Genomic DNA, 21,193 nt, shown 5'->3' with positions numbered 1-21,193 from the left:
AAAATTCATTCACTGCAAACCGGAAGGTTAGATTATTAAGTTGATAAAAAATTGTGTATTTTCCCCTACTTATAGAATTAATCAGGGATGAAACAATTTACACTTTATGCTTCCCTCACATTTGACTTATATAATTACTGTCTGCTGTAAATATTTACCTTAGATTAATTTTCTTTTGATTTAATCATATTTGCTGATGTAAAATTAGGGTCTCAATTTCTTTAATGTGTTAAATCTTTTTCGTCACTGTAATACTGACTTTAGTGGTAATGGATTTTTCATATGTCCAATATTATAATCGCCAGGGATATTAATATTGAATTGTATTAAAATCAAAGCTGTTGTATTTGATTAAACATCGAGGATAATGGTCATGACTTTAAACACATTTTATTGTTCCTTACAGTTTTAAACTGCTTTGTATTAAATCGAATAAATAGGATTTCAACTAAAAATAAAATCAGATGATATGCGATACCTGAAACAAGGTCTTTTAACTTTACTAATGTGGGGAATATGCACAACTACTGTTAATGCTAACAAACAGGGAAATGAAATTCAGGTCAATAGTCCGAACAAACAAATTTCCGTTCACGTATTTATTGAAAATGAAAGACTTTCCTACTCTATCCTGTATGGGAATGTAAAAGTTATTAATACGTCTCCATTAGGCCTAACCGTTGATCATATAGATTTAGGCTATAAAACAACCATGCCTGGAAAGCCCGAAGTAAGTTCGCTCAATGAAAGGTATTCAATTTTTGGGAATCATTCATTGGTCACTAATCATGCAAATGAAACAAGTATTCCATTGGAAGCGGCAGGTAAGAAATTCAATCTTATTATAAGAGTATATGACGATGGAGTAGCGATCCGTTATACTATTCCCATTGGAACCAGGCATATTGATAGTGAATCTACCTCATGGAATCTTCCTGAAAATACTACAAACATAGCATGGTCTGGATTCAGTCAATCGTATGAAGAGTTGAGCCATGTAACATCATTAAATAAGGTTCCGGAGAACCAGCCAATAATGGGGCCGCTTACTTTTGAAGTATCCGGAAGATATCTATCAATTTCGGAGGCTGACTGCGAAACCTTTTCTGATATGTCATTCATACGCAATGGGCATGTTTTAAAAGCATATTTCCCCTTTGCAAAAGATGGCTGGCAATTTGAACACCTGGCAGAAAATGGCCCTTCTGTTCCGGATGGTTCATATAAAGGGCAAAAAGTAACCCCATGGCGGACGACGATCATTTCCCCAAATTTGAATGGCCTGGTGAATGCTGATCTGCTGATGAATGTGTGCCCACCCCCTAAAGAAGGACGTGACTTTTCCTGGGTAAAACCTGGCAGATGTTTATGGCAATGGTGGAGTGTTGGCGCTCCACAATTGGAAGACCAAAAAAACTGGTACGATGCCGCTGCTAAGTTAAAATGGGAATACTACCTGGTAGACGATGGCTGGCGTGATTGGAGAAAAGATGGGAAAGATCAGTGGACATTATTAAAAGAAGTGATCGACTATGGCAAAAGCGTGGGGGTACAATCAATAGTGTGGGTAGACTCAAAAGAATGCAGGAATGCTTTAGAACGGCACAAATACCTGGAAAAGATAAAGGTGATAGGTGCCTCCGGGATAAAAATTGACTTTATCCCTGATGCAACAGCAGATATTATGCAGTGGTATGTAGGAACGATGGAGGATTGCGCCGAATTAAAATTACTCCTGAACTTTCATGGCAGTGTAAAACCTACAGGATTGAGACGTACTTATCCAAATGATATCACAAGGGAGGCTGTACGTGGTAATGAATACCACATGTCAAGGTATGACCGGGTAATGCCCTTCCAGCAAGATGTTTGCCTGCCCTTCACACGACTGATGGCAGGTGCGGCCGATATTACGCCAGTCATCTTAAATCCCGCAGAATTGACCACCGCAAAATATACATGGGCACATGAATTTGCCCAGGCGATTGTTTATCTTTCGCCGGTAACACATTTTTGTGACCAGTATAAATTCTATCTTGATAGCCCCATGTTTGATCTGTTCCAGACGATTCCTACCACCTGGGATGAAACCAGGGTGCTTCCATGTACCCAAATGGGTGAAGTCGTTGCTTTTGCACGTCGTAAAGGAGATACCTGGTGGATTGGAATAATGAATGGTACGACTGAAAGGGAAGTAAAAATCCCGCTATCTTTTCTGTCTAAAAAAACAAAAGCAACCCTTGTGTATGACACCCTTACTAATACAAGCATTAACAGAGAAACAAAATTCTTATCTCCTAAAGATGTCTTAACTATTAGACTGGCACCTGGTGGAGGGTTTACAGCTAAAATGTAAAAAGCTCTTTCAGCCAATAGTGCTGTTGATATTACAGGGGATACTAGTATAAAAGCCTTCATATGAAAAATCTGAAGGCTTTTATTGTTTTTCCATACTTGCCAGCGCATCCTCGTTATACTATCTCTCAATGACCAAAGAACCCCGCTAACAAACATTTGCAAGCCCACAATAAAAAGTAGCATAAATTTACAACATGCAATATCAAACCTATTTAGCTGGTATCGACCTGGATCCTATGATACAATGTTATTGGACCCTGGAAGGTCCTGCAGGTAGCTTCCCACAAAAACAGACCATCGTACCTGATGGCTGTATGGAAATGATTTTTCATTACGGGGATCTGTACCAGCAATACCTGGAAGATGGCAACATTATTTTACAACCCCGGTGCTTTGTAATCGGGCAATTAACCCGTCCACTTGAAATAGTCGCAACTGGCAAAACAGGTATTTTTTCAGTTCGTTTCCATCCGGATGGTTTTTCTCCATTTACACACTTGCCTTTATCCGAAATGGAAAACTCAGCTATCCCACTTGAAAGACTTTTCGGTAATGATGGAAAAAATGTAGAACTGGCAATCCTTAACGCTCCTGGTGTATCCGAAAGAATCAAAGAGGTAGAACAATTTCTCACCAATCGCCTTGCAACTGCTGAAACAATCGACCACATCACCAGGTCCCTGATAGAAGCGATCTGGCATTCCAATGGTCAATTATCTGTAACAGCACTATCCAGACAAAGTCAGATAAAAAGCAGACGGCTGGAGCGCAGGTTCTTATCAGACGTAGGCATGAGCCCCAAACAATTATCCAGGGTAATAAGACTAAATAATATATTTAAAAAACTTATTAGCGGAAAAGAGACTTCTCTTACAGCCTTAGCCTATGAAGGAAATTATTTTGACCAGTCACATTTTATAAAAGAGTTTAAGCAACTGACGGGCTATACCCCGAAACAGTATTACAACGATAACCTTAAAATGTCGGCGTTGTTGTATGGCAAAGGATGACTTGTCGCTTTTTTACAATTTTCACACCGGCTTTTTTCGCACCTTCGTATAAAATTGAAGCCTATGTTACGATTATTAATCGCCATATGTTTTATCGGACCCATTAACAAAGCCGCCTGGTTGATAGGTACCTGGGAAAGTCAGACATCCAAAGGAATTATTTACGAAAGCTGGAAAAGGGAATCATCGAAGGAGCTAAGCGGCAAAAGCTATATGCTGAAGGGAAAAGATACATTGATATTTGAAACCATCCGGTTAATAGCGGACCAACATCAATTGTATTATATCCCTACTGTAAAAAATCAAAACAATGGACAGCCGGTGCGTTTTGCATTAAAAAAAACATCAGATAACCAGCTCGTGTTTGAAAATTCTGAACATGATTTCCCTCAAATCATCACTTATAGAAAATTGGATGCGGATAGCCTGATAGCTGAAATTTCGGGAATGGTGGACGGACGGCTTCGCAAAGAGATCTTTCCAATGAGAAAAGTGCAGTAAGATCGGCCATAATGTCTGTGTTTTCGGTTTGATAGCAGTGCGTATCAAACAGCCTCTATCACCACCGTTGTAAAAGGGTCATCAGTATGTACTTCTTCTACCGAATATTGTTTGTAATCATTATGGTGTGAAATCTACCTCAAAAGCAATTTAGATAAATGGTAAATTTACTTCCTTTACCAACCGTGCTTTCAACTTTCAATTCTCCACCTGATGCATTTATAATTTTCCTTGCCAGGTATAAACCTACTCCATGGCCTTCCACATGCAGGTTTAGCCTGCCATAAATAGTGAATATCTTCCTCATTCCATCCTTAGTTATACCTATTCCATTGTCTTCTACACTGATGACAATATATTTCCCTTCCTGCCTGGTATGAACGTGAATCTTCGGTTCGTCCTGACCTGCAAACTTCATAGCATTAGAAATGAGATTATATAATATGCTCCTCAGATTCTTGTGAGAAAAGGATATCTCTTTTACGTCAAGTTCTGTTGTTATTGCAGCATGCGTATCTTTGATCTTTTTTTCAAGGCTCCATTCAATATTACTGATCACGTCTCCTATATCTACCCGCTCCATATCCGTCAAATCATTTTCCATTTTGGCTATCGTGCTAATATTCTTTATCAATAAGCTGAATTTCTTAATGGAGGAATTGATAATTTGTATAAATTCCATCAATTCTGAATTCTCATTATCCATCAGGTTCATCAATGCTATACTTGATTCTATATTATTCAGGGGATCCAATAAATCATGTGATGCCATATGAATAAAATGGTCCAGATCTGCATTTATACGTAGCAAACTTTCATTTTTTTCATCCAATTCAATTTTCGCCTTTTTCAGCGCGGTAATATCATTAAAAGAAACAACCACACCATTACACCTGTTTTCTGCCTGTTGTATATAAGGCACGATCATCATTTGGTACCAATGACCGGCGTTGGTTTCAATTTCCCGGGTCACTTCGAGTCCATCCTTCAGTACATTCTTTACATCATCTATAATAGTACTCAGTTTAATATTAGTGGAGATGTGGCTAATTGACCTTCCGATATCAGCCTCCTGCAGATTGATCAGTTTTACCGCAACAGGGGAAAATTTCATTACCTCAAGTTGTTCATTCAAAAATATCTGCCCATTGATATTACTTCTGAAATAGTTGTTCAAATCATCATTAATTTCAAGCAACTGTTTATTCTTCAATTGGTAATCGGCATTTATAGTATGCAGTTCTTCATTGACGGATTGCATTTCTTCATTCGTACTCTGCATTTCTTCATTGGATGAAATGAGTTCTTCGTTGAAGGATTGCATATTTTCATTGTAAGCATCAATTCTTTCATAGGCTGCAGAAAGTTTTTCCCTGACCTCTTTCAATTCATGCTCAAGGTTTGAAACGTATTTTATATTGTAAGCCTGTTCATCGAATACCTGGTAATCTTTATTAACGTCATATCCGCCTGCATCTTCTTTGAAGATGACTAAATAAGATACAGGATTTCCTTTTTTTGCCTGCATTGGGCTGATGGTGAGGCTAACAGAAATATTTTCACCATTGACGTCGACAGGAATACCTTTGACCCCAATTTTCTTATTTGTTATAGATACCTGACTTATTAATGTATTAAATGCAAGTTCCAGGTGTTCTGGCAGCAATTGCATCAGGTTTGAATTAAAGTTTTGTTGCAGCAGGTATTTGGTAGTATTACCAAATGACTTGACTACCTGATAGTTGTCGTCTATACATACAGCCAGGTAATCCAATTCATTCGCCAGCATATCATTTATAGTTTCTGCTACATTATATCCTTTGTTCCTGCCGGTATTTTCACGAACAGGCGCGATTGTAGACGAACCCAGCGATTCTGGTATTGAAATTGAATCGAAATTAATGGTCCGTTTTTCACTGATGTTTTTATATAATCTCCACTTTTTACTGATCACCTCCAGGTGGCTTATAATGGAATTAGGCGTTTCACTCGAACCTAAAAACAGATAGCCATTGAATTTAATTCCGAAGAGCAGCATTGAAAATACCTTCTTTTGCAAAAAGGGAGTCATGTAGATCAATAGGTTCCGACAACTGATGAAGTGCATGTTGCAGTAAGGAGGATTTTTCACCAGATCGTGCTGTGCAAATATCACCATTTGGCGTATCAGAGGATTTATCCTATAGCTTTCATTTTCTTTTAGAAAATACTTCTGTAATCTTTCGGGGGAGAGATCCTTTACACTACTCCAATGATAAAGCCCCTTGCCCGCATATAATAAAGCAGCACTATCAAGATCTGTGGCAAAAAGTTTTACAGGGATATTTTTGTAGGGGCCGGTCAACTGTTCTTTTATCAGTATCGCCATTGAATAAACCTCTTCGCCTGTAGCACAACCAGCAATCCACATCTTAAGTTCTTCACCGGGATTAAGCCTTGAAAGCAGATCTGGCAGAATACTTTTTTCAATTATTTCAAAGGCTTCTGCGTCTCTGAAAAAAGATGTAACGCTGATAAGAAAATCTTTGGCCAGGGTCACTACCTCAGCAGGGCTTGTACGCAGAAAATCATAATAATCCTCCAGTGTAATAAAATTAGCGTATGCAGCTCTTCTCTTGGTACGGCGAAGGAGGGTAGATAGTTTGTAATCTGAAAAATCAAGTGGCAATTGATTCTTTATATAATCTATAATTGTCACAATGGTATTTTCATTTTCCTGAATCCCTACTTCCTGTTCACGCTGGTGCAATACGTAATCTTCGATCACTTCGGGCATAGCAGGAGGTTCTAATACAAAATCAACCATTCCGGTGGCGATTGCATTTGAAGGCATGCCGGGAAATCTTGAAGTCAATGGTTCTCTGGCAATCACCAGACCACCAGCCCGCTTTATTGCGACAATGCCATCTGTACCATCCGCACCTAATCCTGAGAGTACAACGGCAACGGCTCTCTTGCCATGACTGGCAGCAAGAGAATTTAAGAAAATATTGATTGTGAGATGAGGCGCCTTTTCATTTTCCTTACCGGTTAAGTATAGCCGGGTATTCCGAATGGTCATTAACTTATCATTGGGAATCAGGTAAACATGATTGGCATGGATGTTCATTCCGTTTTCAGCTTCCTGCACCCACAATTTGCTATGTCTGGCAAGTAACTCCACCATCCTGCTCTTAAAATCCGTTGAAAGGTGTTGGACAATTATATATGCAACACCGTCCAATGGAGTATTATCAAAGATTGTGTTAATCTCCTCCATACCACCAGCAGAAGCGCCAATGGCAATAATATGATGGGGTTCTATGGTAACCATTGAAATATCTTTTAACGTGTAACCAGATGTAGATTTAGAAAGCTGAGCGGTTGTAACCTAAGGTAGGATAACATTCCGAAAAGCCATTCCACGGGTAAAGCTCCACTGGCATAAACTGTTGTTGCTGCTTTTAATGTCTTAAAAAGTAAATATCATTGCTGCAAAAAAAAAGCCGACCTTTAGAGAGATTGTCAACCCAAGGGTTCCCCCTCTTCCGGTCAATATCTTATTTAAACTTTTTATATGAGCGTCACAAAGATAAATATAGTCCGGTTCGCCTCAAAAGGAAACAGCAGTTTTATTGATACAGTAACCGCTAAAGTGCAGGATTATTTTCAAAGCACAAATACCTCTCCATACGCCAATGGTGGTATGTGGAGGAAGACAATAATCATGATATTGTGTTATACTATTCCCTATTTATTGATAATCAGTAGTGTTGGAGCTAATAGCCTGTTGCTGTTCTGGGTATTCTGGTTACTGATGGGTTTTGGTATTGTGGGAATTGGGACTTCTGTTATGCACGATGCGAATCACGGAGCATATTCTCCTAATAAGAAAGTTAATGCTTTTTTGGGACATATGCTCGAAGTAATTGGTGGATATAGCGTCAACTGGAAGATCCAGCATAATTTACTGCATCATACTTATACAAATATAGAAGGGCTTGATGAGGATATTGATAGTATTGTACTTTTACGTCTCTCGCCCAGGCAGCAATGGTATTGGTTTCATCGTTACCAACACCTGTATGCCTGGTTCTTTTATATGTTAATGACCTTGTATTGGATGACAGCAAAAGACTATCTGCAGGTAATTCGTTATAAAAAGCGGGATCTGCTTGTTAAACAAAAAATATCTTTAAGGAGGGCTATTTTTCATATTACCTGGTACAAAATGTTTTATTACAGCTATGTATTAGTGTTACCAATTCTATTCTCTGGTCAGGCATGGTATTATGTGCTGGCTGGGTTTGTAATTATGCATTTTACGGCTGGTTTTATGCTTGCATGTATTTTCCAGCCAGCTCATGTTATGCCAGATGCTAAATTCCCGGAACCGATTGTTGAAGGTAACAAACGACATATTAAAGATACCTGGGCCGTTCACGAACTGGCTAGTTCTACAAATTTTGCACCACGCAGCAGGGTGTTATCCTGGTTTATAGGAGGTCTCAATTTTCAGATTGAACACCATTTATTTTCGAATATATGTCATGTTCATTACCGGAAACTGGCACCTATTGTAAAACAGACTGCAGAGGAATTTGGATTGCCTTATCATGTAAAACGGACTTTCCTGATAGCGTTGATTGAGCATGCAAGGATGTTGAAAATACTGGGGAAAAATCAGTTAGCCTAACATCGTTTCAGCGTGCTCTCTACTGCATTTAGTATATAAGCCTTCAGGTCGAAAGATCCGGGGCTTTTTTGTTTAAGATTATGCTGGTTGATAGAAACGCTTTTTTAACCACAACGCTACCCGTACCAATATAATCAAAGCAGGCACTTCTACCAATGGCCCAATTACACCAGCAAATGCCTGTCCTGAATTAATCCCAAACACGCCAATAGCGACTGCTATGGCCAGTTCAAAATTATTGCCCGATGCGGTGAACGAAATGGCAGCATTTTGGTCATAATCGGCTCCCATTGCCTTAGCAAGAACAAAACTCAGTAGAAACATGACCACGAAATAAATAATCAATGGCAATGCAATACGTAGCACATCTGCAGGTATTTGTACAATTAGCTCTCCTTTCAGGCTAAACATGATCAGTATCGTAAATAACAGAGCGATAAGCGTTACCGGCGAAATAAGCGGAAGAAATTTGTCGTTATACCATACCTCTCCCTTTACACGTAACAAGACCACCCTGCTTATTATTCCCCCTGCAAATGGCAATCCTAAGTACATAGCTACAGTCTTTGCTATTTCTCCGATAGTGATATGTACAGCCATTCCCTCAAAGCCAAATAACGGGGGTAAAATGGTTAAGAACAACCATGCATAAAAGCTATAAAGCAACACCTGAAAAACGCTGTTAAGGGCAACCAATCCGGCAGCATACTCCCTGTTGCCTCCGGCTAGTTCATTCCATACAATTACCATTGCAATACAACGGGCAAGTCCAATTAAAATAAGACCTGACATATATTCGGGATAGCCATGCAGCAATAACAACGCTAATACAAACATAACAACAGGCCCAATTACCCAATTTAACAGTAATGATGCTGTTAATACTTTTACATTCATAAATACCTTACCCATCTGTTCAAATCTGACTTTGGCAAATGGCGGGTACATCATAAGTATTAAACCAATGGCTAAAGGTATATTGGTGGTTCCAACTGACAACCTATTGATGAATGCACCCGTATTGGGGGCGATATACCCAATAGCTATGCCAATTGCCATTGCAAGGAAGATCCAGATAGTAAGGTAACGATCTAAAAAGCTGAGACGTTTTGCACTCATTATTTAGTTATGTACTGTTGAATAAAGTCTTGACTATAGGCTTTTATCTGCTCACGCACCTCGCGAAACCGGGCCATGATTTCTTCTTCTGTACCCGTAGCCTTAGCAGGGTCCGGGAAGTTGTGGTGAAACTTTTGTGCTGAAGAAGGAAAGAAGGGACAACGCTCCTTTGCATTATCACATACTGTGATAACAAAATCAAAAGGAATGTCTCTGTACTCGTTCATGTTGTTGGAGGTGTGCATCGATATATCTATCCCATCCTCTTTCATGGTGGCTATAGCGCGGGGATTTACACCATGTGTTTCGACACCTGCACTGTATATTTCAGCTTTTCCGGATGCAAAATATCTTAAATAGCCTTCTGCTATCTGACTGCGACAGCTATTGCCTGTACATAACACTAATATTTTCTTCATTTGGCTTGAGTTTTATTTGCAGCAACCAGGGGCGCAGCATGTTTCAGTATCAGGCTTCTCTGCATAAACGGTAATGCTGTATATTCCGGTACCACTATTTCTGAATTGGTGTATTTCTTCCTGTGATAAAAAAGCACTCAATATATCGTCCGGTATTACTATCCCTTTATTCTTTTGAATAATTATATTGGTAAAACCATTGGAGCTAATTAATTCCAGATATATGCTTTTCTGGATGGCTCCCGATACACAGCCTGCGTACATTTCAGCTGCCTGCTGAATGGTTGGCGGCAATTCTCCTTCTAATACGATGTCGGAAATACTGAAATGTCCACCCGGTTTTAATACACGGTATATCTCTTTGAAAACTCCATTTTTATTAGGCACCAGGTTAAGCACACAGTTACTGACTACAACATCAGCCTGATTCGCTGCAACAGGCATATTTTCAATATCTCCCTGCCTGAACTCTACATTATTTAAGCCTCTGGTTGCTGCATTGCTACGGGCTTTATCAATCATCGCCGGGGTAAAATCTATACCGATGACTTTGCCTGTTTCCCCGGTTTCGTGCCTGGCTATAAAGCAGTCATTACCCGCTCCACTTCCCAGGTCGATTACGGTGTCGCCCTTTTTTATTTGGGCAAATTGCGTAGGCAGACCACATCCCAAACCTAAATCTGCTTCCGGGTTGTATCCTTCAACTGCACTATAATCATCTGTCATAATGTTGTATACTTCCGTGGAACAGCTTCCGGAACCGCAACAGGAGGATGCGTTACTTTCTTTATCCTGTAAGGCAATTTCACTGTATTTCTGCCTTACCAGTTCTTTTAACTCGTTTTCAGTTTTCATGGTTGAGGTGTTATTGTATTATTGCAATATTACGATGAAAGGAGGTAAAAAAAACGCTAACAGCATTTTTCTCCATTCAGTGTGACTTCTTTGAAAAAGCTTTTAAAGAGTTCATTGTACTGTTTCCATACCTTTGGATTAATACAGTAACATACACTGATCCCTTCAATGGTACCCTGGATGATACCCGCATTTTTTAGTTCTTTTAAATGCTGTGAAGTGGTTGCCTGGGCTAACCCCAGTTCTTCTACCAAATCACCACACACACACGCATTCTTTTTAACCAGATATTGTAGGATAGCAATACGGGCAGGATGGGCCAGCGCTTTCGCCATATTAGCCAACTCATTTTGCTGCCTGGTAAATAAATCTGATTTCGTTGCTCCCATATCGCAATATTACGATTAAATATTTAAAAAATATACTGTTGCCTTTTTTTTTAAAAAAATAGTGGGTTGAGAGGCCCTGGCATATCTACTTTCCATATCTGCTATTCAAAAGGATTTCAATTAATAGAAGATTGACTTTGCCTGGGATTACACGATTTTGGTTTGCAGTCTTACCGTCTTTTGGCAGAAGTAATGAATGATAATATTTAGTTTTTAAGGATTTATTATAGATTTTGCCTCTCATAGAAAAATTTAAGAGCTATCGGGTCTTTGGACTGGAAGGCTTTTTTAATTATCTTACCTATATGATAATACCTCAGGATAAATTACAAATGATACAAATATTTTTGTCACAGAACAAAAAAGTCCATGCTGTAGCATTAGTGAAGAAAGAAACAAAATGCTCAATAAAAGAAGCAAAAGATTATGTTGACCAGTTAGTTCAGTCTAAAACAACCTTTACAGGAAATATCGACGATCAGCTACGCACGTTATTAATACAGGGCAATAAAATAGAAGCGATCAAGCTATATAGAGACCATTCTGGTCAAAGTCTTGCTGCAAGCAAAGATTATGTAGAACAGTTGGGGCAATTTGGAAGTGCGAATTCGGCTATAGACAGGATATTGCAGGAGCAGGCAAAACCTGCACCCAATTATACCTGGATGATTATTTTGCTGATAGCTGCTGCGGTGATAGCCTGGGCATTGTTGCGGTAATTTCTTATTGCCAGAATCAATATGATCAACTGAAGAAACCCATATCTTCATTGGGCGAAATTTTGTTAGCCGGTGAAACTTCCATGAACGAGCCATTGAACCCTGAAATACTTACGCCCTGACGTTAGCAGATATCCAGATTGTGAAAATCAACTCCTCGTACCAGTCTATAATATAATATCTATCTTTGTAACGGCTATTTTACAATCGAAAAGAGACGTATGAAGAAAATAGGATTTTTATCGTTCGGACATTGGTCCAATCATCCTGCCTATAAGACCCGTACGGCAAGTGACACCTTACTTCAATCTATTGATTTGGCGGTCGCTGCCGAAGAAATCGGTTTAGATGGCGCATATTTTCGGGTACATCATTTTGCAGCTCAGTTAGCATCCCCATTTCCTTTGCTCTCTGCTATCGGCGCTAAAACAAGCAAGATAGAGATTGGAACGGGTGTTATTGACATGCGTTATGAAAATCCCCTGTATATGGTGGAAGACGCCGGAGCGACCGACTTGATTTCGGGCGGGCGATTACAACTGGGCATCAGCAGAGGGTCGCCGGAACAGGTGATCGATGGGTGGCGTTATTTTGGGTATGAACCAGCCGAAGGAGAAACGGATGCAGAGATGGGCCGCAGAAAAGCGTTGCAATTTCTGGATCAGCTCAAAGGCGTTGGATTTGCACAGCCCAACCCCTACCCTATGTTTCCTAATCCTCCAGGGTTATTAAGATTGGAACCCCACGCTGAAGGATTGCGGGATCGCATCTGGTGGGGGGCAGCTTCTAATGCTACCGCTGTTTGGGCAGCTGAAAATGGCATGTTCCTGCAAAGTTCTACTTTGAAATGGGATGAAAGTGGGAAGCCATTCCATGTACAACAGGCAGAACAGATCAGGTTGTACAAAGAAGCGTGGAAAAAGGCAGGGCATCAACGCGAACCAAGGGTTTCGGTGAGCAGGTCTATTTTTGCACTGATGAATGATCAGGATAGGCATTTCTTTGGACGGGATAGTAATGGAGCTGACAAAATTGGAATGATCGAAAGTGACAAACGCGCTATTTTTGGAAGGAGCTATGCAGGAGAACCGGATCAGCTGATTAAGCAGCTGGCGCAGGATGAAGCTATACAGGAGGCGGATACGGTGCTATTGACAATACCTAATACGTTGGGAGTTGAGTATAATGTGCATATCCTGTCGTCGATTTTGGAGCATGTAGCACCAGGGTTGGGATGGAGATAAGAGCTTCGTGAGGAAAACTGGTAAGGATTGGGACAACCCGGCGCTTTACCTGTTAAAAGATTTTTAATCAGGTGGATGGAATGTGAATAATCAGCTCCCAGTACAGGACCTAAAACACCGACAGGGTTGACTGCTGATAGTTCCAGTCCATTGCCTTCTTTTTCTATAAATTCCCAGGCGGCAAGTTCTGCCAGGGTCTTTGATTTTTGATAGGCGGGTGCTTTGCCTCTATACCGCCTTCTTTGAGCATAGCTCTTACCTCTGCATCCCGTTTTAGAGAACGGAGCGTAGCCCGTACACGATAGCCTGCCTGTAATAAATGTAATATACAATGAACGGCAATAAAACCTGCGTCGCCAGTCACCAGGACTGTTTTATCGATATTTGTATTCATCTCAATAATTTGATGATTCAAATTTCGGTGTAAAACAGATTAGGGGGTTTGTTGAAAAGGCGTATTTGGTTTGTTTAAAAGTCAGGCATTTTAAAGCTGGCGTTTTAAAACCCTCCCAGTCTCATCTGCTGAATCCCTTCTTCAGTTGAAGGAATTAATTTTTCTCTTACATTATTCGCTGCATCTGCCTGTACTTCTTCTATTAACGGACGTAGATTCCTATTATAATCCTGAAATGCCAATTCGTAATCCCCATCATGTACTTGCAGCGCATCTGCCAGTGCAGCGGCGCCATCCATTGCCAATGAACCACCTCTACCTGCAGCTGGCGAAGCACAATAAGCCGCATCACCCACTAAAGCAACCCTGCCTTTTGTCCAGGACGGCATTTTGATCTGACAAAATTTATCGAAGTAGAAGTTTTCTGCATCGGCAACTTCTTTTAATAATCCGGTAGTTCTCCACCCCTGTTCTTCGAACTGCTCCAATATGATCTTTCTTTGTTGCCCTACATCGCGATAATCGTATGGTATTTCCTCTTCTGAAAGAAAGCAAAAGACAATATCGGTTTTATGCTTGTATGCATTCAACATATACACCTTGCCAGGAACATTATAGAATTGAATGGTATTTTGCGCTACCAGCAATTTTTCTACAATGGAGATAGAAAAATATGCACCTAGAAAATGTGAGAATTCACTTTCATCACCAAACCAGATTTTCCTTACACCTGAATGCGTGCCATCACAACCAAATACAAGGTCAAATGCTTTTCCCGAACCATCTTTAAAAGTAGCCATTATATTATCGGCTGTTTCATCTAAACCGGTAATGCTGTTGTTAAAAACAAATGCTACTTCACCTTTTAATTGCGCTAATAAAATTCGTACTAATTCACTTCTTTCAATTTCGATCTCCTCCCCCTTCCGCTCTACCGCTATTGAGCCGACTGTGGCATCATTCGTATCTTTGAATACGATGGTTTCCAGGTTCAATGCACCTGACTTCAACGGCTCATAGATCCCCATCCGCTTCACCACATCAATCGTGGAGCCTTGCAGGTCTACTGCCGTACCTCCCATTCTGGGTGCCGGAGCTACTTCTACTACCGTTACTTTGTAACCTGATCTATTCATCCAATAAGCTATTGAAAGCCCAGCTATGCTTGCGCCCGAGACGAGTACTTCTTTTTTCAATTTATTCCGTTTTTGTTGGTACAAAGTAACTGCACCTTATGCAGGAAAATAAGGTCTGGAAAAAGTAACTATTGGACTAATCGAGGTTTTTGTTCCGGAAAGCTAAAGGCGTTTTTCCGACCACTTTGGTAAATAATCTTGAAAAATAGGGATAATCATCATAGCCTAATTCTGTGGCTATCTCTTTTACGGTCTTATCAGAATGCATGAGCAAACGCTTTGCTTCTAATATGACACGTTGCTGTATAAGATTGGAAACGGAATAGCCTGTTGTGTTTTTGACACATTCATTCAGGTAAGGGATAGATATATTTAGTTGCAGTGCATAGTCTGCCGGCCGTTTGGCTGTGGTATAATTACGTTCTAATATTTTTTTGAAGCTTTTGGTGACGGTTTCAAATCGCGACAGTTTTTGTGTGGATGGTGTTTGCGCCAGGTATTCTGCAATCACCAATGCGACCAATGCATTGCAACTATCTTTCAGTAGCGGGTGATATAGCCTGTCGTTCTGACGTTCAAAAAAACGGATACTGAGGGATACCGCATCCGTAATAAGGGAGAATGTTTCTTTCTTTAATAAGAGGGGTTTTGCCGGTGTGATCTCTTCTAATAATTGCAGGTATTCAGGATGCAGGTTTTCATTATTGAGGGACCAGACACTAACAGTTACATTTTTAAAGGATAATATGCGATGTACCTGATTAGGATGCATATAAAGGATTTGCAATGGCCTGATGTTATATTGCTGAAAATCTATCTCCACCGTAACACTGCCTTTTTCAAGCAGAAAAAACGAATGTCCATCCTCTCTGTGTGACCTTCCAGCCTCTTCCTTTTCCGGAGTACTTAACTCTTTCACAGCGAGTCTTTCAACAGCTATGCCTGAACCAAACTGGTTCGCCATCGGATTGACCGGAATGGATTTTCTTTTTTTCACATTACAAATATAATTTTTTGGCTACAAAGTGCCTCGATAGGGCTACAAGCCGAAAGCAGTATATGCCGATCTTTGAGCAACAATTAAAGCATAAATATTATGTCAGGTAAAATATGGTTTATTACAGGAACCTCAAGAGGGTTTGGACGGGTTTGGACAGAAGCTGCACTTGAGCGGGGCGATAAGGTAGTGGCTACTGCTCGCAAGCTGTCCAGCATTGAGAACTTTAACACTAAGTATGGTGAAAATGTGCTGACACTGGAAATGGATGTAACGAACGAGGAACAGGTGAAAGCGGCTGTGGCAAAAGCGCATGCCCACTTTGGCAAATTGGATATCGTACTGAATAATGCAGGTTATTCTCTTGTGAGCACCATTGAAGAAGCTAGTGCTGATGATGTAAGGGCACTGTACGAAACGAATGTATTAGGTCCTCTTGCTGTGATTAAGGCAGCGTTGCCTTTTCTGAGAAAACAAGGTAGCGGTCATATTATTGGCGTATCCAGTAACCTGGGACATATTGTATTGCCTGTGATCGGATACTATTGTTCTTCCAAATGGGCATTTGAAGCGATTCACGAAAGCCTGGCAGCAGAGGTGAAACCTTTCGGTATTAAAGTGACGATCATCGAACCAGGGGCCTATGCTACAGAATTCGGGACACAGGAATCGCTGAAGTTCGCTGCAGGGCTTGACATTTATGCAGATTTCAAACAGCAGTTTTTTGCACGGCTCACTTCGTTTGAAAGAGGCAATCCAGCTGCTACACCGCCTTCCCTCTTTAAAATGGTAGATGCAGACAATCCACCATTGCGCTTTAATTTGGGTAGTCATAACCTGGAAGGCCTGCGCGCAGCGTATGCTGAGCGTATAGCAACCTGGGAAGCCTGGGATGATGTTTCCCGTGCCGCACAGGGAGAATCAAAATAATATAATTGAGAATGATAACCGATCTTTATACCGGTTATCATTCTTTAATGTGTAGAAACATGAAAAAAGAAGAAAATCTTCCTTATAAAATGGGATCTCTTTCTGAGATGCATCGCATGCTAGGGTTACCGAATCCGAAGCACCCGCTGGTGAGTTTGCTCAATGGACCGACTACCCAAATAGAAAATATGCCGGCGGGACCTCATGTGCTCACGTACTATAAAATATCCTATAAACCGAAGTTTAGCGGAAAAATACGGTACGGTCAGAGCTACTATGATTTTGATGAGGGTGGTTTGCTATTCGCATCTCCGGGTCAGATCATCGGAGAAAATTCCAACCATCCTGCAATCTGTTCTGAGTATGTGTTGCTGATACATCCGGACTTTCTCCTGAATTACCCTATTGCCAAAAAGATCAGGCAGTATGGGTATTTTTCTTATTCCACCAATGAGGCACTGCATCTTTCAGAAGAGGAAAAGAATACCATCATTTCCATCTTCCAGATGATTGATACGGAACTCAATAGCCGGATCGATGATTTTAGCCAGGATGTGATCATCTCTCATATTGAGTTATTGCTGAACTACGCTAACCGGTTTTATAAGCGCCAGTTTTTGACGCGCAAAGTCATGCACTACGATCTGTTGCAACGCGTGGAAGACTTCTTTGATGATTATTTTAAACATGATTATCCATCATCCAAAGGATTGCCTTCTGTTCAATACCTGGCAGAACAACTGAACCTTTCCCCTAGTTACCTGAGCGATATGCTTCGGTCACTCACTGGCCAGAATGCGCAGCAGCTAATACAGGCACGGCTATTTGAAAAAGCAAAGGAGTTGTTGTCCACCACTACCCTATCGGCGTCTGAAATAGCTTTCCAGCTTGGGTTTGAGCACTCACAATCTTTCAGTAAATTCTTTAAAGTAAAGGCAAAAGTGTCTCCTTTGCAGTTCAGACAATCATTTAATTAGCCTGTTTTTTTTAAAATATTTGGCAGAGATATTTATTTTCTTAAATTTGCACCCTCATTGCGAGGTAGAGCAGAGGTAGCTCGTCGGGCTCATAACCCGAAGGTCAGTGGTTCGAATCCGCTCCTCGCTACAAAGTAAGTCCCGGTTATGCCGGGATTTTTTTATTTTATGCTTCTGAGTAGCGATTCTATTTCCAATTCTCCCGCTACTGTTTGAGCGCCATTTTCCATCGCCTTTTTCATGATCTCTGCGGTTCGCGGTGTAAATGCCAATGCAGCCCATCCATCATTCTCTGCTTTAAAACCTGCTGCCAATACTTTCTTTGTTGTAGAAATGATTCCTTCTTCCAAGGCAGCCATGTTTTGTGCCAGCTGGTCTACGAATGCGTCAATTTCGGCATCTGGCAGGGCACGGTTGATCCAACCATAATGCGCAGCGGTAGCAGCGTCAAAAAGATCAGCCCCTAACATAATTTCCAATGCACGGCCACGGGTCATTTTTGCAGGAAGGTATTGGGTAGCGCCACCACCGGGGATGATGCCCATCAATGCTTCGCATTGTGCGAGCTTTCCTTTTTCTAAAGAAGCAAAACTCATATCTGCGGCGGTGACAAATTCTGCGCCACCACCACGGGCAATGCCTTTTAGTTTTACGATAGTAACCTGCGGTAAGTTTCTCAGCATTTCGCCAACTGCCTGAAATATATTTAAACCTTCGGGCGCCGTTAGCTGTAATTCATTCAATACCTCCTGTTCATCGAGAATATTGATATCTACGTGGGCAATGAAGAAATCGGGGTTCGCACTGTCAAAGACAATTACCTTTACATCATTGGATAATCCATGGAGGACTTCCTTTAATGATTTCATCAATGACCCACTCAGTACATTCACAGGTGGATTATTGAAAGTAATATTAGCAACTCCGTTTTCTATGTGTAGATGTAATAACTTTGTTGTCATTTCAGAAAAGTTTTAGCAAATGTAATTGCAGTATTGACTGAGATTAAAACTGCTATTGTAAACTATAGCATATGGAAAAGAAAAAACCGTACATCTGTACAATAAAGGATGAGAAAGAAATCAGGTATGCGCAGGATGCCCTCTATGTGTTGAGTGGAAAGTGGCGCATGCCTGTTGTATTAGCGTTGCATAATGGTTTGCGCAGGTATAGAGAGATTGCGCAAAGTATTCCGGGAATCACTTTTGCCATGCTGTCAAAAGAATTGCAGATGATGGAATTGAATAACCTGGTTGAAAGAAGGGAAGATCCAGATTTTCCAAGAAACGTAGAATACAGACTGACCGCCTATTGCGAGTCATTGTACCCGATTGTGGAAAGTTTGATCCATTGGGGAAGAGAACATCGTAAAGTGATTAATACTTCCTCAACTTGTAACTGAGGTTTCCACAAAATGTGACTGGTAACAGTGAGCCATTAAACAAAATACAATTATCTGATTATTATTTATTTGGATAGTTTTCCATCCAATTAAATACCTGTTTGTACCGTGGAATTTCACATGTAATTTATCTAATATGCAAGAGATAGCTTTTGCAACATACCATTGATTATCAAACTTCTTTATTTTTTGCCAGCTCATACGGCATACTTATTGGCTAATTCCTCAATGCGTTTTTTTCCCATATATTTCTATTTGTAAATATTAATTAGAACTATGCTACATCAACTTGCAAATATAGCAGACCATGAGCTCATGGCCAGAGCAAGAAAACTGAAAGATGAGGAAGCAGCAGGAATTTTACTTGAGAGATATAGCCATTTACTGGCGGCGGTTTCCTTGCCTTCTTTAAACAATTACGATAATACCCCTGATGAATTTTTCCCTTCTCTTTTAAAACGGCTATTTAAAAGTTTGCATACACAGACGATTCCTAAAATAGGAGAATGGATGCAGTTTTTTATTAAGTCACAGGGAAACAGAGAGGCAAGGAATACTTACTATTTTCCAACTTCTGTATCCAGCGATATTACACGGTTGGAGAATAAAGTGGAGAAGGCAAATACCCATCTGATGCAAAGGAAGGAATTAGCGTTGTGTATGAAAACGGCGTTTGATGAGTTGGAATCACCGCATAGGGAGATGTTGAAGGAGTTTTATTTTGATCAGAAAACGTTTGCAGAGATAGCAGCGGAGAGGGAGTATACAATGGATAAGATCAGGAAACTGGTTAGAAAAGCAAAACAGGAATTGGCGTTGATTATATTGGAGAAGTTGGAGCATGCGAAAGTGAGGCCGATGGAGTATGCGGGGTTAGAGGAGGAAATTGTGGAGCAGCAGGAAGCGGTAAGGATGGTGGATGAGAATGGAAAGATAGAAGTCGTGAATCGGGAGGAGGTGAAAAAGGTAGATGAGCATGAAAAGATGAAAGTAGTGAAGCGGAATAAGAAGGTGAAGATGGTAGCCGGAAATGGAAAGATGGAAGTTATGAAGATCGAAGAAGAAATGAAAGTAGAATACGCGAAACCGGTGAAGAGTGCAAAGCGTGGATATGCGAAAGCCGCCAAGCCAAAACAGGACGTGCAACAGCCATTGACCGTCGAAGAATATGCAACAACTTTAGAACAACCAAAACCTATCAAACAGGAACCAGCTTTAATGCTGATCGTTGAAAATCCCGAAACACAAGACTATGCAAAATTCAGACAACAAGGACAAGATATTAAAGATCTTCAGCAGGGTTCGTTGTTTTAGTAAAGACCAGCTTCCCCGCTATGTAGATGGCCGTTTAACCCACATGGAAAAACACCTTCTCGAACAACATCTTGTCAATTGTGAACTATGCAGTGATGCGGTAGAGATTCTCCAAAAACCAAAATACCACGCGCAATACCAGGCTATGAGTCTGAAAGTTCAGGAACTCATTCGCAGTAGTAGTGAAATTGCACCTGTGTTTGAAGTAGAACGTTATCAGAAGAAGATTGAAACGCAGGAAAGATTCCTCACTTATTTTTGGAGTGTAGTGGCAGCAGCGATCGTAACTGGCATTGCTTTTCTGGCTACTCAACAGGTAAAACATGAAAACATTCATCCGGCTATTGCGAAAGCCGAACCTGTGGCTGCTTCAGTTGGAGTAGCGCATACGGATGCCAGCACGTCACTTACTGATGTAGGCACAGCGCATACTGATGTGGTGACCAGTGATGATAATATGACTGCGGCTCCACCACCGGTTATAGCTGAAACCGAATCTGATCAATCTCTTTATAAAACCGCCATGGCTTATTATTTCAAAGGAAAACTGGATGAAGCCATGCCAATGTTTACAAAATTAACGACAGACACCGCCAGCAATTATGGAGAATTAGCGAGATATCAGCTGGCCATGTGTTTCAAATATAAAAAGCAGAAAGCCCAGGCAAGACAACTATTTAAAGATCTGGTAAAGATGGACGGGCGAATGAAAAAGCGTGCACAGTTGGCATTGAATAACCTGTAAATATATGGA

20 protein-coding genes and 1 tRNA gene are annotated in these 21,193 nt (G+C 40.6%); 12 read left to right on the top strand and 9 right to left on the bottom strand.

Annotation, left to right across the window (positions count from 1 at the left end):
- The first annotated feature begins 469 nt into the window (after positions 1–469).
- From BW716_RS20110 to BW716_RS20100, 3 genes are all read left to right on the top strand, one after another.
- Positions 470–2,356, top strand: a complete 1,887-nt coding sequence (locus BW716_RS20110; RefSeq protein ID WP_083725286.1) for a glycoside hydrolase family 97 protein — start codon at positions 470–472, stop codon at positions 2,354–2,356.
- Between the two features lie 196 nt (positions 2,357–2,552).
- Positions 2,553–3,368 carry a helix-turn-helix transcriptional regulator gene (locus BW716_RS20105; protein ID WP_083725284.1) on the top strand — a complete coding sequence of 272 codons (816 nt, stop codon included), beginning with the start codon at positions 2,553–2,555 and terminating at the stop codon, positions 3,366–3,368.
- 63 nt (positions 3,369–3,431) lie between these two features.
- Positions 3,432–3,869, top strand: coding sequence for a DUF6265 family protein (locus tag BW716_RS20100; RefSeq protein WP_143708930.1), 438 nt, complete (start codon positions 3,432–3,434; stop codon positions 3,867–3,869).
- A 139-nt stretch (positions 3,870–4,008) separates the two neighbouring features.
- Here BW716_RS20100 and BW716_RS20095 read toward each other — a convergent pair whose 3' ends face one another.
- Positions 4,009–7,182, bottom strand: coding sequence for a chemotaxis protein CheB (locus BW716_RS20095; RefSeq protein WP_083725280.1), 3,174 nt, complete (start codon positions 7,180–7,182; stop codon positions 4,009–4,011).
- 243 nt (positions 7,183–7,425) lie between these two features.
- Here BW716_RS20095 and BW716_RS20090 point away from each other — a divergent pair, with 243 nt between their 5' ends.
- Positions 7,426–8,544, top strand: a complete 1,119-nt coding sequence (locus tag BW716_RS20090; RefSeq protein ID WP_220388794.1) for an acyl-CoA desaturase — start codon at positions 7,426–7,428, stop codon at positions 8,542–8,544.
- A gap of 78 nt (positions 8,545–8,622) precedes the next feature.
- Here BW716_RS20090 and arsB read toward each other — a convergent pair whose 3' ends face one another.
- Genes arsB through BW716_RS20070 form a run of 4 tightly spaced genes read right to left on the bottom strand, consistent with a single transcriptional unit; the run spans position 8,623 to position 11,326 of the window.
- Positions 8,623–9,663 (bottom strand): ACR3 family arsenite efflux transporter, encoded by a 1,041-nt coding sequence (arsB, locus tag BW716_RS20085; protein WP_083725278.1) that lies wholly within the window; start codon positions 9,661–9,663, stop codon positions 8,623–8,625.
- A complete protein-coding gene (locus tag BW716_RS20080; RefSeq protein WP_083725276.1) occupies positions 9,663–10,082 on the bottom strand; it encodes an arsenate reductase ArsC in 420 nt (139 codons plus the stop codon). Before BW716_RS20080 ends, arsB begins: the two co-directional genes overlap by 1 nt.
- 12 nt (positions 10,083–10,094) lie before the next feature.
- A complete protein-coding gene (locus tag BW716_RS20075) occupies positions 10,095–10,937 on the bottom strand; it encodes an arsenite methyltransferase (RefSeq protein ID WP_083725274.1) in 843 nt (280 codons plus the stop codon).
- Between the two features lie 56 nt (positions 10,938–10,993).
- Complete coding sequence (locus BW716_RS20070; protein WP_083725272.1) at positions 10,994–11,326, bottom strand: helix-turn-helix transcriptional regulator; 333 nt, start codon at positions 11,324–11,326, stop codon at positions 10,994–10,996.
- A 332-nt stretch (positions 11,327–11,658) separates the two neighbouring features.
- On the opposite strand from BW716_RS20070, the gene BW716_RS20065 reads away from it, so the two are divergent.
- Together BW716_RS20065 and BW716_RS20060 are read left to right on the top strand one after the other, a co-directional pair.
- Positions 11,659–12,045: a hypothetical protein gene (locus BW716_RS20065; RefSeq protein ID WP_143708929.1), complete on the top strand. Its 387-nt coding sequence runs from the start codon at positions 11,659–11,661 to the stop codon at positions 12,043–12,045.
- A gap of 221 nt (positions 12,046–12,266) precedes the next feature.
- Positions 12,267–13,289, top strand: coding sequence for an LLM class flavin-dependent oxidoreductase (locus tag BW716_RS20060; protein WP_083725268.1), 1,023 nt, complete (start codon positions 12,267–12,269; stop codon positions 13,287–13,289).
- A gap of 163 nt (positions 13,290–13,452) precedes the next feature.
- Here BW716_RS20060 and BW716_RS37665 read toward each other — a convergent pair whose 3' ends face one another.
- From BW716_RS37665 to BW716_RS20045, 3 genes are all read right to left on the bottom strand, one after another.
- Positions 13,453–13,683, bottom strand: coding sequence for a hypothetical protein (locus BW716_RS37665; RefSeq protein ID WP_220388793.1), 231 nt, complete (start codon positions 13,681–13,683; stop codon positions 13,453–13,455).
- Positions 13,684–13,787: 104 nt separating this feature from the next.
- On the bottom strand, positions 13,788–14,879 hold the full coding sequence (locus tag BW716_RS20050) for an FAD-dependent monooxygenase (RefSeq protein WP_083725266.1): 1,092 nt from the start codon (positions 14,877–14,879) through the stop codon (positions 13,788–13,790).
- A gap of 76 nt (positions 14,880–14,955) precedes the next feature.
- Positions 14,956–15,816, bottom strand: a complete 861-nt coding sequence (locus BW716_RS20045) for an AraC family transcriptional regulator (protein WP_235643912.1) — start codon at positions 15,814–15,816, stop codon at positions 14,956–14,958.
- A gap of 99 nt (positions 15,817–15,915) precedes the next feature.
- Between BW716_RS20045 and BW716_RS20040 the strand changes: the two genes are divergently transcribed.
- The 3 genes from BW716_RS20040 to BW716_RS20030 all read left to right on the top strand — a co-directional run bounded on the left by BW716_RS20040 (position 15,916) and on the right by BW716_RS20030 (position 17,853).
- Positions 15,916–16,746 carry an SDR family NAD(P)-dependent oxidoreductase gene (locus tag BW716_RS20040; RefSeq protein ID WP_083725264.1) on the top strand — a complete coding sequence of 277 codons (831 nt, stop codon included), beginning with the start codon at positions 15,916–15,918 and terminating at the stop codon, positions 16,744–16,746.
- A gap of 59 nt (positions 16,747–16,805) precedes the next feature.
- A complete protein-coding gene (locus tag BW716_RS20035) occupies positions 16,806–17,723 on the top strand; it encodes an AraC family transcriptional regulator (RefSeq protein WP_083725262.1) in 918 nt (305 codons plus the stop codon).
- 58 nt (positions 17,724–17,781) lie between these two features.
- Positions 17,782–17,853, top strand: a tRNA-Met gene (locus tag BW716_RS20030).
- Between the two features lie 31 nt (positions 17,854–17,884).
- Here BW716_RS20030 and BW716_RS20025 read toward each other — a convergent pair.
- Positions 17,885–18,685 carry an enoyl-CoA hydratase/isomerase family protein gene (locus BW716_RS20025; RefSeq protein WP_083725259.1) on the bottom strand — a complete coding sequence of 267 codons (801 nt, stop codon included), beginning with the start codon at positions 18,683–18,685 and terminating at the stop codon, positions 17,885–17,887.
- A gap of 71 nt (positions 18,686–18,756) precedes the next feature.
- On the opposite strand from BW716_RS20025, the gene BW716_RS20020 reads away from it, so the two are divergent.
- The 3 genes from BW716_RS20020 to BW716_RS20010 all read left to right on the top strand — a co-directional run bounded on the left by BW716_RS20020 (position 18,757) and on the right by BW716_RS20010 (position 21,184).
- Positions 18,757–19,125: a helix-turn-helix domain-containing protein gene (locus tag BW716_RS20020; protein ID WP_083725257.1), complete on the top strand. Its 369-nt coding sequence runs from the start codon at positions 18,757–18,759 to the stop codon at positions 19,123–19,125.
- A 276-nt stretch (positions 19,126–19,401) separates the two neighbouring features.
- Positions 19,402–20,439: a sigma-70 family RNA polymerase sigma factor gene (locus BW716_RS20015; RefSeq protein WP_083725255.1), complete on the top strand. Its 1,038-nt coding sequence runs from the start codon at positions 19,402–19,404 to the stop codon at positions 20,437–20,439.
- Positions 20,378–21,184 (top strand): zf-HC2 domain-containing protein, encoded by an 807-nt coding sequence (locus BW716_RS20010; RefSeq protein WP_143708927.1) that lies wholly within the window; start codon positions 20,378–20,380, stop codon positions 21,182–21,184. Before BW716_RS20015 ends, BW716_RS20010 begins: the two co-directional genes overlap by 62 nt.
- Positions 21,185–21,193: the final 9 nt, after the last annotated feature.

Source organism: [Flexibacter] sp. ATCC 35208 (assembly GCF_001975825.1).
Lineage (GTDB): Bacteria > Bacteroidota > Bacteroidia > Chitinophagales > Chitinophagaceae > Chitinophaga.
Note: the sequence above shows the minus strand (reverse complement) of the source record. Positions and strands in the feature narration are given on the sequence as shown.